Origin of the sequence: Paracoccus amoyensis, from assembly GCF_014490725.1 — a bacterium.
Lineage (GTDB): Bacteria > Pseudomonadota > Alphaproteobacteria > Rhodobacterales > Rhodobacteraceae > Paracoccus > Paracoccus amoyensis.
Genome location: NZ_JACOQL010000007.1, coordinates 18,598 through 34,686 on the forward strand (window position 1 = coordinate 18,598; position 16,089 = coordinate 34,686).

General features: G+C 61.4%; 14 protein-coding genes and 1 pseudogene. 8 read left to right on the top strand and 7 right to left on the bottom strand.

Annotated features, from left to right (window positions below; translation table 11 throughout):
- Nucleotides 1–260: 260 nt before the first annotated feature.
- The 4 genes from H4P12_RS17540 to H4P12_RS17555 all read right to left on the bottom strand — a co-directional run bounded on the left by H4P12_RS17540 (nt 261) and on the right by H4P12_RS17555 (nt 4,791).
- Nucleotides 261–1,511 carry a CAP domain-containing protein gene (locus H4P12_RS17540; RefSeq protein ID WP_187794927.1) on the bottom strand — a complete coding sequence of 417 codons (1,251 nt, stop codon included), beginning with the start codon at nt 1,509–1,511 and terminating at the stop codon, nt 261–263.
- A 172-nt stretch (nt 1,512–1,683) separates the two neighbouring features.
- Complete coding sequence (locus H4P12_RS17545; protein WP_187794961.1) at nt 1,684–2,727, bottom strand: HlyD family secretion protein; 1,044 nt, start codon at nt 2,725–2,727, stop codon at nt 1,684–1,686.
- Complete coding sequence (locus tag H4P12_RS17550; protein WP_187794928.1) at nt 2,727–4,367, bottom strand: efflux MFS transporter permease; 1,641 nt, start codon at nt 4,365–4,367, stop codon at nt 2,727–2,729. Before H4P12_RS17550 ends, H4P12_RS17545 begins: the two co-directional genes overlap by 1 nt.
- Complete coding sequence (locus H4P12_RS17555; RefSeq protein WP_343069854.1) at nt 4,360–4,791, bottom strand: MarR family winged helix-turn-helix transcriptional regulator; 432 nt, start codon at nt 4,789–4,791, stop codon at nt 4,360–4,362. The genes H4P12_RS17550 and H4P12_RS17555 overlap by 8 nt, the downstream gene beginning before the upstream one ends.
- Nucleotides 4,792–5,112: 321 nt before the next feature.
- Here H4P12_RS17555 and H4P12_RS17560 point away from each other — a divergent pair, with 321 nt between their 5' ends.
- Entirely contained in the window at nt 5,113–5,442 is a 330-nt protein-coding gene (locus tag H4P12_RS17560; protein WP_187794929.1) for a hypothetical protein, read from the top strand.
- On the top strand, nt 5,442–6,677 hold the full coding sequence (locus tag H4P12_RS17565) for an HlyD family secretion protein (RefSeq protein WP_187794930.1): 1,236 nt from the start codon (nt 5,442–5,444) through the stop codon (nt 6,675–6,677). The genes H4P12_RS17560 and H4P12_RS17565 overlap by 1 nt, the downstream gene beginning before the upstream one ends.
- Before the next feature lie 108 nt (nt 6,678–6,785).
- Here H4P12_RS17565 and H4P12_RS17570 read toward each other — a convergent pair whose 3' ends face one another.
- Entirely contained in the window at nt 6,786–7,817 is a 1,032-nt protein-coding gene (locus H4P12_RS17570) for a calcium-binding protein (RefSeq protein ID WP_187794931.1), read from the bottom strand.
- Between the two features lie 389 nt (nt 7,818–8,206).
- On the opposite strand from H4P12_RS17570, the gene H4P12_RS17575 reads away from it, so the two are divergent.
- The gene (locus H4P12_RS17575; RefSeq protein ID WP_187794932.1) at nt 8,207–8,773 is read left to right on the top strand and encodes a dual specificity protein phosphatase family protein; all 567 of its coding nucleotides are present in this window, start codon (nt 8,207–8,209) and stop codon (nt 8,771–8,773) included.
- Here H4P12_RS17575 and H4P12_RS17580 read toward each other — a convergent pair.
- Both H4P12_RS17580 and H4P12_RS17585 read right to left on the bottom strand, forming a co-directional pair.
- Nucleotides 8,770–9,270: an acyl-CoA thioesterase gene (locus H4P12_RS17580; protein ID WP_187794933.1), complete on the bottom strand. Its 501-nt coding sequence runs from the start codon at nt 9,268–9,270 to the stop codon at nt 8,770–8,772. The two genes, H4P12_RS17575 and H4P12_RS17580, sit on opposite strands and share 4 nt — an antisense overlap.
- A 33-nt stretch (nt 9,271–9,303) precedes the next feature.
- A complete protein-coding gene (locus H4P12_RS17585; protein WP_187794934.1) occupies nt 9,304–10,317 on the bottom strand; it encodes a LacI family DNA-binding transcriptional regulator in 1,014 nt (337 codons plus the stop codon).
- A 104-nt stretch (nt 10,318–10,421) separates the two neighbouring features.
- Between H4P12_RS17585 and H4P12_RS17590 the strand changes: the two genes are divergently transcribed.
- The 5 genes and pseudogenes from H4P12_RS17590 to H4P12_RS17610 all read left to right on the top strand — a co-directional run bounded on the left by H4P12_RS17590 (nt 10,422) and on the right by H4P12_RS17610 (nt 16,012).
- A complete protein-coding gene (locus H4P12_RS17590; protein WP_187794935.1) occupies nt 10,422–11,477 on the top strand; it encodes a sugar phosphate isomerase/epimerase family protein in 1,056 nt (351 codons plus the stop codon).
- On the top strand, nt 11,474–12,568 hold the full coding sequence (locus H4P12_RS17595) for a Gfo/Idh/MocA family protein (protein WP_187794936.1): 1,095 nt from the start codon (nt 11,474–11,476) through the stop codon (nt 12,566–12,568). Before H4P12_RS17590 ends, H4P12_RS17595 begins: the two co-directional genes overlap by 4 nt.
- Nucleotides 12,565–14,058, top strand: coding sequence for a sugar ABC transporter ATP-binding protein (locus tag H4P12_RS17600; protein WP_187794937.1), 1,494 nt, complete (start codon nt 12,565–12,567; stop codon nt 14,056–14,058). Before H4P12_RS17595 ends, H4P12_RS17600 begins: the two co-directional genes overlap by 4 nt.
- Nucleotides 14,055–15,025 (top strand): annotated as a pseudogene (locus H4P12_RS17605) (ABC transporter permease). Before H4P12_RS17600 ends, H4P12_RS17605 begins: the two are co-directional and overlap by 4 nt.
- Before the next feature lie 18 nt (nt 15,026–15,043).
- The gene (locus H4P12_RS17610; protein WP_187794938.1) at nt 15,044–16,012 is read left to right on the top strand and encodes an ABC transporter substrate-binding protein; all 969 of its coding nucleotides are present in this window, start codon (nt 15,044–15,046) and stop codon (nt 16,010–16,012) included.
- Nucleotides 16,013–16,089 lie beyond the last annotated feature (77 nt).

The window sequence follows — 16,089 nt, forward strand, 5'->3', positions numbered from 1 at the left end:
CTGCACAGGCACGGTATCGACCGGGCCTTTTGCCTTTCAGGGGATCCGGTCGAGCACAGCGGGTAATTCGGCGGGTCATTCGGCGGGTAACTCGATCAGCCGGAAGAATTCTTCATTCTGCCACAGCGTGTCATCGGCATCGAAAGCAAGGGTCGTGATCATGGGTGCGCCCTGTGGTGGTGACGCTGCCCTATCAGCTTATCCCTTGGCTGTTCACGTCTGGAAGGACGGCAGACCGAAGCGTGCCGCCCTGTCCTGCATCATATCGCGAAGATGTCGTCCACGATATCGCCGGGGTTCAGGCCCCGCCCGTTGATCACCAGCACGTCACCGTCGCCAAAGTTGATGATGACGCCCGAAGCCGTGTTGGTGATTTTGGTCTCCGTAAAGTTGATGCCGTTGTTGCCCAACAACTCTTTCTCGACCAGCAAGCGATCGGTATCGGCGACAAACCCGTTGATCGTATCGCGGCCACCGCCATCGTGGAAAATGAAGGTGTCCGCGCCGGCGCCGCCTTTCAGAACGTCATTGCCCGCGCCGCCGCGCAGCGTGTCATTCCCCGCACCGCCGATCACCGTATCGGCGCCATCCATACCGCGCAGCCAGTCATTGCCGCTGCCCCCGATCAGCCGGTCGTTCCCGGCATCCCCGAACAGGCGGTCATTGCCGCTGCCGCCATATAGCTGATCCGCCCCGCCACCACCGCGCAGCAGATCGTTCTGGTTATCGCCATACAGACGATCCGCGCCGACATGGCCCAGGATCGAATCGTTGCCATCGCCGCCGCGCAACAGATCGTTGCCGGTCTGGCCCATGATGCGGTCGGCACCCGCACCGCCGTTCAGCGTGTCATTGCCGGCACGCCCATCCATCCAGTCATTGCCGCCCTGACCCGATGCGTGATTGTTGGCGCTGTTCAGCTGAAAGTCGTCGTTGCGGCCGGTCCCGGTCGCGTTTGAGGTAAAGGTCTTGCCGTCAAAGCTGTCGCGCCAATCGCTGCGGCTGGCCACTGCGGCGCTGGCCGAAGGTGCTGTGATAAACGTAAAGCCATTGGTATCGATATCGACGCTGCCGCTGGTTTTGGCGAAATTCTGCGTCGCCACCAGCACCTTGTATCCGTTGAAATCGCCTACTTTCAGGCCAATTCCGATCAGGTTGACACTGGCATTGACGATATTGGCGTAATGGCCGGGGCTGTTCATCAGCATCTTGTGCATGGTCTGGATTTCGTCGCGATACGACCCGTCATTATCGACGCTGACATAGGCGAGGTTTTCCGCCGACATCCAACTGCCCGCGAAATCGAACCCGGCGTCCTTCATCCGATTGGTCGAGGAGCTGCCCCCCTTGCCGGTATGTGAAAAGACATCCGCGTCCAACATCCACTGGCTGTGATTGTCGGCCGATGTATTCAGCGATTGTTCGATCTTCAGCGTGGGCAGGTTTTTGTCCTTGCGGACCTGGTTGACCAGATTGACGAAGTAGCGTTCGTCGGCGGTAGCAAATGCCATCGTAGCCTCGGTAGTTAGTCCAAATGATTTGCCTGCCTAACCTAACTCGCGTAAAGGTTGCGCTCTTTTTTTGGTTACTTTTTGTTAAAATGCAAGATACCGCCAAAACGCGGCCTGCCGGGCAGCAGACCCCCGCTGATCACGGTCCGATCACTGGCCAATCACTGGCCAATCACTGGGGCGCAGTCGCGGTGTCGACATGCACGATCACCGACATGCCAGGCAGCAGATACTGGGACATCTCCTGATCCGGATCGATGGTGATGCGAACCGGCAATCTTTGCGCGATTTTCGTGAAATTGCCGGTCGTGTTGGACCCGGCCAGCAGGCTGTATTCCGATGCGGTTGCAGGTGAAAACGCGGCCACCTTGCCGGTAAAGGCCTGATCGCGGATCGCATCGACGGTGAAATTGACCACCTCGCCGGGGCGCAGGCCCTTGAGGTTGGTTTCCATGAAGTTGGCGATGATCCAGACATCGGTGCCGACCAGCGACACCAATGCGGTGCCCGCGGTCACATATTGGCCGATGCGCACGCTGACCTGCCCCAGACTGCCGTCTGCGGGCGACCGGATGACGGTGTTGTCCAGATCGATCTGCGCCAGCTCGACCGCTGCCTGTGCGCTGGCAATATCGGCATCGCGCGATTGCAGGGAAACCTGCGCCGATTTCACGGATTCGCGCTGCACATCCAATTGCGCTTCGGCCTGCGTGACGGCGGCCTGCGCCTGTTGCAGCGCCAGTTCGGACTGGTCAAACGTCGATTGCGAGGCGACACCCCGCGACCGCAGCGCCTGCGACCGGTCCCATGTGCTCTGCGCCGTCGTCAGCGCCGATCGGGTCGAGGCCAGCCCAGCCTCGTTCGCGCGCACCACAGCCTCGGCCGAGGCGACGCTTTGCTTCGCAACCTCCAGCGCGGCATTGGCGGCGGCCAGTTGCGCCTGTGCCTGCGCCAGCTTCTGACGCGGGATGCGGTCGTCGATGCGGGCGATCACATCGCCTGCCTTGACGGTCTGAAAATCCGTCGCCTCGACTTTGCTGACATAGCCGGACACCTGCGGGGCGATGGTGGTGACCTTGCCCCGGATATAGGCGTTTTCGGTCGTTGGTTCCGAGGGCGAAAACGGGGGCAGATGCCATGCGAACAACAACAGCAGCAATCCGGCAAGACCGATGATCAGGGCGATTGCAGTGGGCAGCAGGTTTTCTTTTTTCATCATGGCGTCACATCCGGGGTGGTTGGCTGGGCAGGCGTCATGCGCGCCGCCAGAAAGTCGCGCAGCAGATGCAGCAGCAGCGCGACAAGGGCAAAGATCGCAATGGCCGCGATCAGGCGATAGGCGTCGTTATAGGCCATGACATAGGCCTGGTTCGAAGCTGTCTGGGCAATCTGGGACACGGCCTGCGCCTTCAACGTGGCGCCATCGGTGATCTGCCCTGAAAACAAGGCCATCTGTTGGGCGATGGCCCGCGTGGTCTGGGCGCTGGCTGCGGTCAGTTGTTCGATCAGCACCTGATAATGGGCGGCCTGCTGATGGTTGATGAAGGTGGTAAAGACCCCCGACCCGATCACCCCGCCCAGCGATTGCGTGGCGATAAAGACGATCACGAAGGACAGCAGATATTGCGGTCCCTTGGACAACGCGGAAATCAGCCCGGCCATCATCGCAGGCGGCAGGAACAGCATCCCGGCAAAGCCGATCAGGGCCTGACTGACGATCAACTGTTCGGGGCGCGTGTCGATGGTGGAATTGCCATCCATCAACGCACCAATCGCGATCAGGATCAGCGCCAGAATATGATAAACCGGCACGCGGGTCGGCCTGATCCAGCCCACAACCGCCAATGCGCCCAGAAGCGTCGCGCCGACGATCACCGCGAACAGCACCGTCAGTTGTGACGGTGCGACGCCCAGCACCTGAAACATGCGCGGCGCACCGGTGCTTTGTTCCGACAGGATCAGCCGGAACAGAAACAGCGTTGCGGTCAGATGCAGGATGGCGGGGCTGACCAGCCAGCGGATGTCCAGCAAGGGTGCTGTGCGGTTCAACTCGATCGCAACAGCGATGGCCAGCGACGCGACGGATGCGGCCAGCAACAGCCCGATCCACGAGACATCCATCCAATATTGGATCGGCCCCTGGATAAAGCCGATGGTCAGCCCTGCAAAGCCAAAACCGATCAGCAGAAAGGTGACGAAATCCAGCGTCTGGATAACCTTCATCCGGGGCATCGGCCGCAGCGGCAGCGCAAAGACCAGCGCCAGCGAGACCATCGCCATTCCCAGAACGGTCAGATGTATCCAGGTCAGCCCGCCATCTCCGATCAGCGCGGGCGAAACGATCCGTGCGACCGATGGTCCCGACAGCAGCATGGCCATGGCCAGCGGCAGGCCCAACCGCATCTTCCATTCCGGGGCCAGCGGTTCCAGCATGTAAAGGAAGGCCAGCGTGGACAGCGGGGCCGCGGCGGCACCGGACAGGAACTGGACAACGATGGCCGACCGGAAATCCGCGATCCAGACAGAGATGAAGGCCACGACCACATAGACGATGATCCCCACCTCGGCAAAGCGGCGCAGGCCGAATTGCGTGCGGATCTTGATCAGCATCAAGGGCAGCGAGGCGCGCGGGATCATGTAGGCCGCCATCAGCCAGCTTGCCTGCGTGGTCGTGATGCCCAGATCGCCCGCAATCTGCGGGATATTGGCGGTGATGAAGCCCTGACCAAGCCCTTGGCTAAGGGCCAGCATGCAGGCCGCCGCCATATACAGAACGGCCACCTTCCAGTGCAGCGGCGGATGCGGCACGGGGGTGGCGGGGGCCTGCGCCGGCGTATGTGCCGATGCGTCACTCATCCCGCGTCAACCTTGCGACATTGCCCAGCATCCGTTCCAGCACTTGTTGCGTGCGGTCAAGATCGTCGCGGCCGATGCCTTCCAACACCTCGGCCCGCAGGCGGCGGGTAAATTCGACGATGCCGCTGTCATGGGCTTGGGGCGTCAGAAACAGCGCATTCTTGCGGGCGTCGCATTCCAGCGGGCGGCGTTCGACAAAGCCACTGGCCTCCAGCGCATCAAGCTGACGTTTCAGGGTCGGCGTCTCGATCTCCAGCTTTGCGGCAAGCGCGGTTTGCGTGGTCCCCTCCATCCCGGCCAATGTGGTCAGGGCACGGGCCCGCGACATGGTCAGGCCCATATCCTTGGCCCGCGCATCGTAGTTGCGCCGAAGCTCTCGCATCAGTTGCAGCAAGACATCCAACAGGCCGGAAGACTGGGTCACGATTCATCTCATGGGTCAATTTCATTAGCTAGCTAATAATACTGGCCGTTAGCGTCAACGCTGCGACGGGCGAAAATTTTCATGGCTCTTCTTCGCTACACGCAATGCTGAACATCGGAGAATGGACCTGCGGTTGGCGTGATGCGGCCGGCTTTTGCGATGATGGCTTGACGCCAGTCAAACTGTGGGTAACGCGGCGCGGATGAGTGATAACGATTTTCTTTATGAGAGGCCGCCATGCAAACAGCAGTCGCCGCACACCCCCTTGCCATAGAACACCTTCCTGCCTTCGTAACGCCGCCTGGCGAAACCGACGGTTTGATGACCTTTACCATCATCTTCATGCTGCTTGCGATTTTCGTGGCGGGCACATTGTATCTGCGGCTGCATTCGCTGCCCGAGCATCTGGCCCACGGAAACCAGAAAATGCAGTTCGAGATCGTGGCCGTTCTGGGCCTGATCGCATTGTTCACGCATAACAACATCTTCTGGATCGCGGCGCTGTTGCTGGCCATGGTCGATCTGCCCGATTTTCTGTCGCCGCTGCGCTCGATCGCAAGATCGCTGCACCGCATCGCCGGGCAACCGGGCGATCCGCTGGAACCTGAAGCACCGGCCAAGGACAGCCAGGCAAAAGAGGGGGCGCACTGATGCTGGAAGCCCTGCTTTGTTCGCTGGTCACGATCCTGCCCGACTACCTTTACCGCCGGTTTGTTCAGGGAAAGCGCTTCGGAAAAGAGATCAACCTGTATTCCGTCTGGTTCGAGCTGCGCTACGGGATCGTGGCCTGTGTCATCCTGACGCTGTCGCTGATCACCATGATCTTCTACTACCACCCCTCGACCAGCAATGTGACGGCGGCCTATCGCACCGTTGCGGTGATCCCCGAAATCCGGGGCCGGGTCGAGGAAGTTTATGTTGAACCGTTCCAGAAGGTGAAAGCCGGCGATCCGCTGTTCAAACTGGACAGCAGCGCGCAGGAAGCCGCCGTCGATACCGCCCGCAAGCGCGTGGCCGAGGTTGACGCCTCTTTCACCGTGGCGCAATCCGAGCTGGTCACCGCAGACGCGCAGATTGCACAGGTCGAGACCGCGCTGCAACAGGCGCAGGAAGACCTGGACACGCAGGTGGCTCTGCGAGAGCAGAACCCGAACGTTGTCGCAGCCCGCGAAATCGCCCGGCTTGAAAACGTGGTCGAAGGGCAGCAGGCCGAACTGGCCGCCGCAGCCGCCTCGAAACAGACGTTGGTGACGCAGATCGAAACATTGCTGCCGGCGCAAAAAGCCAGCGCCGAAGCCCAGATGGTGCAGGCCCGGGACAATCTGGAAAAAACGCTGGTCACGGCAGGGATTGACGGCACGTTGCAACAGTTCGCCTTGCGCGTGGGCGAAGTCATCAACCCCTTCATGCGCCCTGCCGGTGTGCTGATCCCCGACGGCGCGGGCGAAGAGCGGCTGTTTGCGGGCTTTGGCCAGATTGAAACCGACGTGCTGAAAGTTGGCATGATCGGCGAGGTCAGCTGCATCGCGCGCCCCTTTACCATCATCCCGATGGTCGTGACCGAAGTGCAGGACGTGATCGCAACCGGACAGGTGCGCGCCAGCGATCAGCTGGTCGATACCCAGCAACTGATGACGCCCGGCACGATCACCGTGGTGATGGAGCCGCTGTTCCCCGGACAATATGGCAAGATCCTTCCGGGCAGCAATTGCACGGCCAACGTCTATACCTCGACCCATGATCAGATCGAACAGGGCGATGTCGGCTTCTTCAAGGGCCTGTTCCTGCACGCCGTCGAGGCGACCGGACTGGTCCATGCCATGATCCTGCGCATGCAGACCGTGATGGCGCCGGTCAAGATTCTGGTGCTGTCGGGCGGGCACTGACGGCCAGTTGCAAATGATCCGGGCCGCGTGACAGCTGGTCACGCGGCCCGTTTTTATTCATCCAGACGATGCATGTCCGTCCGTTCGAACCCGTCTGCCGACACAGGATTACAGCAGAAAATCATCCGCCGTCAGGTCAAACAATCCTTTGATGCGGATATAGCCGTCAATATCGCCATCCCCGTCCCGATCCAACTGCACAACGGTCAGGTCATTGTCCGTGCCGGCAAGATCGCGTTTCTTGAAGGTTACTTCAGGTTCGCCGGTGCCGGAAAATCCGGCGGCATTGAACCTGGTCACGGTGCGGCCCACCGATCCGTCAACCGCATCCAGATTGATCAGATCCCGGCCGTCCTGAAAGTCCAGAATGAAGTCCGAAGCGCGGAATCCGGTGCCCATTTCACCGGCCGAGGTGAAGATGAACTGATCCCTTCCCGCGCCGCCGGTCAGAAAGTCAACGCCAAGCCCCCCGGCAAGCCTGTCATCACCGGCGCGCCCATCCAGACGATCGGACCCGTTGCCACCCTCGATCCAGTTCATCGCGCGGTTCCCCGACAGAACATCACTTCCTTTGGCGCCGACCACGTTTTCAATCCCACGGATCGTATCAAAGCCACGACCGGTGTCTTGCGCGTCCGTCCGCCTCAGATCGATGGTGACCGCAGCGTTGCCGGCGACCATCAGCGTATCGCTGCCCTCATTTCCCAGAACGCGGTCATTGCCGGCGTCCAGTGTCAGCACGTCGTTCCCCGCCCCGCCAAGCAGGGTATCATTTCCGACACCCCCGACCAACGTATCGTTGCCATGCCCGCCGTTGATATTGTCATTGCCCGCGTAGCCATCGACAGAATCATTGAAAACGCCAAGGGTGAACTTGTCATTCTTTGACAGGGCGTCCCTGATCAGCGCCGTGTCGTCGGTAATGCTTCTGGTGTTGGCGGCCCGTGTGACGGCTTGCGCATCGATATTCACACCCGCAATGATCCAGTTATCCCGATAAAACCCATTTGGGCTCAAAGAGTAAGCGTCTGCGATGATGGAAACGGTGCCATCGTTCAATCTGTCATTGCTGTTGATACCCAAATCCGAACCAAAGAGGATGGTCTTGCGATACCCGCCATCCGTCGCATCCAGATTCATGACAAGTGCGTCCGAGGCTTTCTGACCCAGAAGTTCAAATTTCCGGTCGGTATAAAAATTCTCTTTTCTTCCTCTGGCAAAAATCTCAAAGAAATTCAGATTGCTTTGATCAAACGGTAAGTAAGAAACTATAGTCGCCAAGATAGCCTCACAAAAAAGCGCCATATATTACAAAAACACCTGCGCATAGCCGCGGCATCTTCGCAAATAACATGATCGACGATGGTTCACGGGGCACCTCTCTGTTCCTGAATGGCAACAGATCGGGCCGTGCAGGAAAAGTGTCGCTTCAGCACATCGCCACAACGTGATCGTCTGGCTGAAAACGCCGCTCGCCACTGTGTCTGCCGCCCCGTAAATTCCGGGCGAACACAATCGAGTATCCCAAGATGCGGCGTAGAGTTAAGCATATGTTTCTGGCCGGGATGACGGTTTTGGCCCTACTTGTCGCCTATCTGGCGGCTCTGCATGTCAGCGGGAATTTTCACGAAGTCAGCGCCGGCACGGTGTATCGCGCAGCGCAGATGGACGGTCAGGCATTGGCGCGCTGGAAACGCGAGTATGGCATTGCCAGCGTCCTGAACCTGCGCGGTGAAAGCAACGGCGCCGATTGGTATGAGACCGAGCGCGCCGTCGCCGATCGGCTGGGCATTCAGCACATCGATTTTCGCATGTCTGCCAGCACGCAACTGGATGCCGAACAGGTAAAGGCGCTGCTGGAGGTGATGAGGACTGCGCCAAAGCCGATGTTGATCCACTGCATGGGGGGCGCCGATCGCACCGGGTTGGCCTCTGCGCTATATGTCGCAGGCATAGACAAAAGCGGCGAGGATGCGGCTGAATGGCAATTGTCGCTGCGATACGGCCATATCGGCATCCCGTGGCTTAGTAAGGCATGGCCGATGAATACAACCTGGGAAGACATGGAAGCCTGGCTTGGCTTCCCTGACAGTTAGTCCTTGTTTTTGCCCAATTTTTCCATCCGTTCGGCAAATTCACGACGTAGCTCGCGGCGGACTTCGGCAGCGTGCCAGCGGCGCTTTTGTTCGTCCGTGTTCAGCGATAGCGGGGGAACGGCGACGGGCTTTCGATCCTCGTCCACGGCGACCATGGTAAAATAACAGCTGTTGGTGTGGCGCCGCGTGCCTTCGGCGATGTTTTCGGCATCGACCCGGATACCGATCTCCATCGAGCTGCGGCCGACATAGTTCACGCTGGCCGAAAAGCTGACCAGTTCACCCACCAGAATGGGCTGCTTGAACGTCACCTGATCGACCGACAGCGTCACCGCGTAGCACCCGGAATAGCGTGACGCCAAGGAAAAGGCGACGCGGTCCAGCCAGTTCAGCAACGCGCCGCCGTGAACATTGCCCGAAAAATTGGCCATGTCGGGGGTCATCAGCACCGTCATATCCAGAACGCGGCGCTGGTCTTCGGTCAGTTGGCTGGTCATGTCACCCTCGCTGTTTCGTCACAGGATGAATGCTTATCCGGTAGGGTCAAGCGGCAACCGAGCGGTCGTTTCCCGCACCATCAGCAGCGGCGACAGCGACACCATCGGCTGAACCTCATTGCCCGCAATCCGGCGCAGCATCACACGGGCGGCCTGTTTGCCCAGTTCGCGCTTGGGCTGGCGGATCGTGGTCAGGGCCGGGGCCAGCAGCGAGGCCATTTCAATATCGTCAAAGCCGATCACGGACAGGTCGCGCGGCACCCGGATGCCCGTGCGATGCAGGCTGGCGATAAAGGCGCAGGCCATCTCGTCCGAGAATGCGAAAACCGCCGTCGGACGCTGTTCTGCCGGCAAGGTCAGCCATGCCTGCGCGGCGGCCTGTCCCGACTGCATCGTGAAATCGCCATCAAACAGCGTCAGGTCGGCACCAAGCGCCGCCTGCTGCGCGCCCTGAAGACGGGCTTTGTGCAGCACGTTCACCGGCGGGCCGCCGATCAGGCCGATCCGGTTGTGGCCCAGATCGCGCAGATGCGTGACGGCCAGACGGCCCCCTTCGGTATTGTCCAGCACGACCCGAGGCAGGGCGGCATCCTCGATCCATTCGCAGGCGGTGATGACGGGCGGCGCATCGGGATCGTTCAGCCCGTCCTGCGGCACCAGCCCATCCATCAGGATGATGCCATCCGCGCGTGAGCGGTCCAGAAAGCGATGCAGCCCGACATGCCGCCCGGACTTGTCCTGCGTGTCGGACACCAGCAAGTCATAGCCGTTGGCTGCCAGCTCACGGCCCATCCCCTCTAATATCTTGGCAAAGAACGGGTTACCCATATTCGGCAACAGCGCCACGACACAGCCCGTCCGCTGCATCCGCAGGTTCCGCGCCGCCTGATTGATCCGGTAGCCGGTGGCCGCCACGGCCTGCATCACCGCTTCGCGCGTCGCCTCGGCCACGACGGCGGGCTGTGACAGGACGCGGCTGACGGTGGCGGTGGACACCCCCGCCACCCGCGCGACATCGGCCAGTTTCGCGCGACCATTGGATGTCATTCGCTGATTCATCCCCCCACGATAGGCCCGCTTTCGCGCTTCCACAACAAAATGTTTGCAATCGATTTCATTCCAATGCAGGCTGGTGCTGGGGAGATGTTATCATGCAGACAATTAAAGGGCCGGCGCTGTTTCTGGCGCAGTTCATCGGGCAATCCGCGCCGTTCGACAGCTGGGACGGAATTACCCGCTGGGCGGCGGATTGCGGCTATATCGGCGTGCAGGTTCCCGTCGGCGACCCGCGCATCCTCGATCTGGACCGCGCCGCCGAGTCGCAGGATTATCGCGACGAATTTCTGGGCATCGCGAAGCAGAATGGCGTCGACGTGACCGAGCTTTCGGCGCATCTGGAAGGCCAGCTTGTCGCCGTCCACCCGGCCTATGACACCGGTTTCGACGCTTTTGCCCCCGCAGCCCTTCGCGGCGATCCGGCCGCGCGGCAGGAATGGGCCGTCGACCGCGTGGCCAAGGCGATCCGCGTCAGCCGTCTGTTGGGGCTGGACCGGATGGTGACGTTTTCGGGGGCGCTTGCATGGCCCTATGTCTATCCGTGGCCACAGCGTGCGCCCGGTCTGGTCGAGGCGGCGTTCGATGCGTTGGCGCAGCGTTGGCGTCCGCTGCTGGATCTGGCGGAACAGCAGGGCGTCGACATCTGCTACGAAATCCACCCCGGCGAAGACCTGCATGACGGCGTCACGTTCGAGATGTTTCTGGACCGCGTGAACGATCACCCGCGCGCAAACATGCTGTATGACCCGTCGCATTACGTGCTGCAACAGCTGGACTACCTGCAAAACATCGACATCTATCACGACCGCATCCGCATGTTTCACGTCAAGGATGCCGAGTTTCGGCCGACCGGCCGACAAGGCGTCTATGGCGGCTATCAGTCATGGGTGAACCGGGCCGGACGTTTCCGCAGTCCGGGCGACGGGCAGGTGGATTTCAAGCAGGTGTTTTCCAAGCTGACCCAATACGGCTTTGACGGCTGGGCCGTGGTCGAATGGGAATGTGCGCTGAAACACCCCGAGGACGGCGCCCGTGAAGGCGCACAATTCGTCCGCGATCACATCATCCGCGTGACACCGCACGCCTTCGACGATTTCGCCGCCAGTGCGGTCAATCGTGCCGACATCAACAAAGCATTGGGGATTTCATGAAACCTGTTCGTCTTGGCATGGTCGGCGGCGGCAGCGGCGCCTTCATCGGCGCGGTCCATCGCATCGCGGCACGGATGGATGGCCGCTATGAACTGGTCGCGGGGGCACTGTCGTCAAACCCCGAACGGGCGGCGGAAAGCGCGGCCGAGCTTGGCATCCGCTCCTATGCCGATTTCAACGAAATGGCCGTGGCCGAGGCCGCACGCGACGACGGTATCGAGGCCGTCAGCATCGTCACGCCCAATAACATGCATGCCGGCCCCGCGATCGCCTTTCTGAACGCGGGCATTCACGTGATCTGCGACAAGCCGCTGGCCGCCACGCCCGAACAGGCCGCCGCGATGCGGGAGGCTGTCAAAAACAACAAGGCCCGCTTTTTCCTGACCCATAATTACAGCGCCATGCCCATGGTGCGCGTGGCACGGGCGATGGTGGCGGATGGCGCGATTGGCGATGTCAGGCTGGTGCAGGCCGAATATCTGCAAGGCTGGCTGGCTGACGATACCAGCAACAAGCAGGCCGATTGGCGCACCGATCCCAAACAGGCCGGCGCGGGCGCGATTGGCGATATCGGCACCCATGCGTGGCAATTGGCCGAATTCGTGACCGGCCAGACGCCAGAATCGCTGTCGGCGGATCTGTCCAGCATGGTGCCGGGCCGTCCGGTCGATGATGATGCCCGGATCGCACTGCGCTATGCCTCGGGTGCCAAGGGGGGGATTTGGGCATCGCAGGTGGCGGTCGGGCAGGAAAACGGCCTGTCGCTGCGCCTGTTCGGCACCAAGGGCGCGTTGGAATGGCACCTGCGCCACCCCGAAGAGCTGATCTACACGCCCAAGGACGACGCCCCCCGCATCCTGACCCGTGCGCAGGACCGCAGTCAGTCCTCCCGCACGCCCCCCGGTCATCCGGAAGGCTATCTGGAAGGGTTTGCCAATCTTTACAGCGATGTCGCCGCCGTCATTCGCGGGGATGAAACGGTTGCCACGCGTATTCCCGACATCCAGTCCGGCCTGTCCGGCATGGCCTTCATCGCCGCCTGTCTTGCATCGTCCAAACAGGACGGGGCGTGGGTCAAGGTTCAGACATGACCACTTTGGCGCTGCAAAACGTCTCGAAAAGCTTCGGCCCGATACTGGTTCTGCACCATGTCGATCTGGCGCTGGAACCGGGACAGGTTCACGCCCTGATCGGTGAAAACGGCGCGGGCAAATCGACGATCATGAAAATCCTTGGCGGGTTTCTGGACCCGACCGAAGGGCAGATCGCGCTGGACGGTCAGCCCGTCACCTTCGCCAGCGGTCCGCAGGCCGAGGCGCAGGGCATCGTCGTCATCCATCAGGAATTCAACCTGGCCCCCGACCTGACCGTCGCCGCCAATGTCTTTCTGGGCCGTGAACTGGGCGGTTTCCGGCTGAACCATGCCTTGATGCGCGAGCAGACGGCGGCGTTGCTGGCGCGGCTGGAGACGACAATCTCGCCCGATACGCTGATCCGCGATCTGTCCGTGCCCGATCGCCAGATGGTCGAGATTGCAAAGGCCCTGTCGCGCAATGCCCGCGTGCTGATCATGGACGAGCCAAGCGCCGTGCTGACGCATCGCGAGGTCGGCACGCTTTACGATCAGATCGACCGGCTGCGGGCGGACGGGGTGGCGATCCTGTATTGCTCGCACCGCCTGGATGAGGTTGCGCATCTGGCCGATCGCATTACCGTGCTGCGCGATGGCCGTGTCGTCCGGCAGGCGGTGCGCGGCGAATTGACCGAGGACGGCATGGCCACTGCGATGGTCGGCCGAGAGCTGGAAGATTTCTATCCGCCCAAGGGCGGTCACGGCGACGACATCGCCCTGCAGGTGCATGGCCTGACCGTTCCGGGCCGGGTGCATGATGTCAGCCTGACCCTGAAGCGGGGCGAGGTGCTGGGCATCGCGGGCCTTGTCGGGTCTGGTCGCACCGAACTGGCGGAAGGGATCGTGGGGCTCTTGCCCTCGAGCGGCGAAATCAGGGTGCAGGGCAAGCCGGTGACGATCCGCGATCTGCGCGATGCCGTGGCCGCCGGGCTGGCCTATCTGACCGAGGACCGCAAAGAGGCGGGCCTGCTGCTGGGCAAGAACCTGCAAACCAACCTGACGCTGACGACGCTGGACCGGTTCGGCAACTGGCGGCTGGATACGCGCGCGGAATCCGCCGCGCTGGATCAGGCGATCAGCGAATTCGACATCCGCGTCAAGGACCGCGGGATGGTCGCGGGCAAGCTGTCGGGGGGCAATCAGCAAAAACTGTTGCTGGCCAAAACCATGCTGCCCGACCCCGACATCATCATCATCGACGAACCAACCCGCGGCATCGATGTGGGCACCAAGCGCCAGATTTACAGCTTCATCCGCAGACTGGCGGGCCAAGGCCGCGGCATTATCGTCATCAGCAGCGAAATGACCGAAGTCATCGGTCTGTCCGACCGCGTCCTTGTGATGCGCGAAGGCCGCCTGGCCGGAGAGGTCGCGGGCGATGCCATGACCGAAGACAATATCGTGCGCCTTGCGATGGGCGTCATAACCGACAGTGGGAAAGCCGCATGAAACGCATCGACCTTCATCTTCTGGGGCCGCTGGTCGCGCTGATTGCGCTGGTGATCCTTGGGGCGCTTCTGAACAGCGCCTTCCTGGCGCCGGCGAATATCACCACGTGCTGGCCCGGTCGGCCTTTATCGGCATCATCGCGGTCGGCATGACCTTTGTCATCACGGCAGGCGGGCTGGACCTGTCGGTCGGGTCCATGGCGGCCTTCCTTGCCGGGATCGCGATTATCGCGATGAACCATTTCGTGCCGATCCTGGGGGTGAACTGGGGCACGATCCTGCTGGGCATGGGGGTGGCGATCCTGGGCGGGATCATCGCCGGGACGATCAACGGGCTGTTGGTCACCAAGGCCGGGATCGAACCCTTCATCGTGACCCTGGGCACCATGGGGATCTTTCGCTCGCTGATCACCTGGCTGGCCGATGGCGGCACGCTGAGTTTGGATTACGCGCTGCGCACGCTGTATCGCCCGGTCTATTTCGGCGGCATCGGCTGGATCACATGGCCGATCATCGTCTTTGCCCTTGTCGCGATCATCGGCGAATGGACCATGCGCCAGTCCCGCTTCGGTCGCCATGTCGAGGCGATCGGATCGAACGACCGCGTCGCCCGCTATTCGGCCATCGACGTGAACCGGGTGAAGCTGCTGACCTATGTCCTGCTGGGCCTGCTGGTCGGCATCGCAACGGTGCTTTACGTCCCGCGCCTTGGCTCTGCCTCGGGCGGCACCGGCGTCTTGTGGGAGCTTGAGGCGATTGCCGCCGTCATCATCGGCGGCACCGCGCTGAAGGGCGGGCAAGGCCGGGTCTGGGGCACGGTGATCGGCGTGCTGATCCTGTCGCTGATCGACAATATCCTGAATTTGGCCGATCTGGTCAGCCCCTATCTGAATGGGGCGATCCAGGGGGTCATCATCGTCCTTGCTGTCGTGTTGCAGCGGGAAAAGCAAACCGCCGATGAGCGGTGATTTCTGGGAGGAAATGACATGAAACGCAGAAACCTGATAAGGGCCACCGCGCTGGCGCTGGCCATGGGCATGACGGGCGGTGCGGCCTTTGCGCAGGATGCCGAGGCCGAGAAAGTGACCATCGGCGTCTCGATCCCGTCGGCCACGCATGGCTTCATGGGCGGGCTGAACTGGCACGCGCAGGACACCATCGCCCGTCTGGCCGACGTATATCCGAATATCGAATTCGTGCTGGCCACCGCGGGCGATGCCGCCAAGCAGGTCAACGATATCGAGGACATGATGGCCACCCGCGACATCGACGGTCTGGTGGTGCTGCCATTCGAATCCGAGCCGCTGACAGCCCCCGTTGCCGCCGTGGCCGAGGCGGGCAAGTTTGTCACCGTCGTTGACCGCGGCCTGTCGCAGCCGGGGATCGAGGATCTGTATGTGGCGGGCGACAACACCGCCTTTGGCCGCGTTGCGGGCGAATATTTCCGCGACAACCTTGAAGCGGGCAGCAAGATCGTCGTTCTGCGCGGCATCCCGACCACGCTGGACAATGAACGCGTCGACGCGTTTCAGGCCGCGCTGGAAGGCTCGGACATCGAGATCCTTGACATGCAGCACGGCAACTGGAACCGCGACGACGCCTTTACCGTGATGCAGGACTATCTGTCGAAATACCCGGAAATCAACGCGGTCTGGGCGGCAGATGACGACATGGCGCTTGGCGTGCTGGAAGCGATTTCAGCGGCTGGACGCGAAGAGGAAATGTGGGTCGTGGGCGGCGCGGGCATGAAGGAAATCATCCAGCGCATCAGGGACAAGGACCCGCAGCTGCCCGCCAACGTCACCTACCCGCCCGCGCAGATTTCGGCCGCCATCGAAATGACGGCGCTGAACTTCGTTTCCCGCGCACCGATGGCTGGCCGCTACATCATCGGCAGCCAGCTGATCACGCCGGAAAACGCGGAACAGTTCTATTACCCCGACAGCCCGTTCTGATTTTTCGGGACCGTCGAAAAAGGAAAGCGCGGCGCATTGGGTCGCGCTTTTTCATTCCTGCCACAATCGCGGCGCCC

Bases quoted from the DNA above. Each gene is read 5' to 3' on its own strand.
- H4P12_RS17540 (WP_187794927.1), bottom strand. From the start codon at position 1,511: ATGGCATTTGCTACCGCCGACGAACGCTACTTCGTCAATCTGGTCAAC.
- H4P12_RS17545 (WP_187794961.1), bottom strand. From the start codon at position 2,727: ATGAAAAAAGAAAACCTGCTGCCCACTGCAATCGCCCTGATCATCGGT.
- H4P12_RS17550 (WP_187794928.1), bottom strand. From the start codon at position 4,367: ATGAGTGACGCATCGGCACATACGCCGGCGCAGGCCCCCGCCACCCCC.
- H4P12_RS17560 (WP_187794929.1), top strand. From the start codon at position 5,113: ATGACCTTTACCATCATCTTCATGCTGCTTGCGATTTTCGTGGCGGGC.
- H4P12_RS17565 (WP_187794930.1), top strand. From the start codon at position 5,442: ATGCTGGAAGCCCTGCTTTGTTCGCTGGTCACGATCCTGCCCGACTAC.
- H4P12_RS17570 (WP_187794931.1), bottom strand. From the start codon at position 7,817: ATGAATCTGGATGCGACGGATGGCGGGTATCGCAAGACCATCCTCTTT.
- H4P12_RS17575 (WP_187794932.1), top strand. From the start codon at position 8,207: ATGCGGCGTAGAGTTAAGCATATGTTTCTGGCCGGGATGACGGTTTTG.
- H4P12_RS17580 (WP_187794933.1), bottom strand. From the start codon at position 9,270: ATGACCAGCCAACTGACCGAAGACCAGCGCCGCGTTCTGGATATGACG.
- H4P12_RS17585 (WP_187794934.1), bottom strand. From the start codon at position 10,317: ATGACATCCAATGGTCGCGCGAAACTGGCCGATGTCGCGCGGGTGGCG.
- H4P12_RS17590 (WP_187794935.1), top strand. From the start codon at position 10,422: ATGCAGACAATTAAAGGGCCGGCGCTGTTTCTGGCGCAGTTCATCGGG.
- H4P12_RS17595 (WP_187794936.1), top strand. From the start codon at position 11,474: ATGAAACCTGTTCGTCTTGGCATGGTCGGCGGCGGCAGCGGCGCCTTC.
- H4P12_RS17600 (WP_187794937.1), top strand. From the start codon at position 12,565: ATGACCACTTTGGCGCTGCAAAACGTCTCGAAAAGCTTCGGCCCGATA.
- H4P12_RS17610 (WP_187794938.1), top strand. From the start codon at position 15,044: ATGAAACGCAGAAACCTGATAAGGGCCACCGCGCTGGCGCTGGCCATG.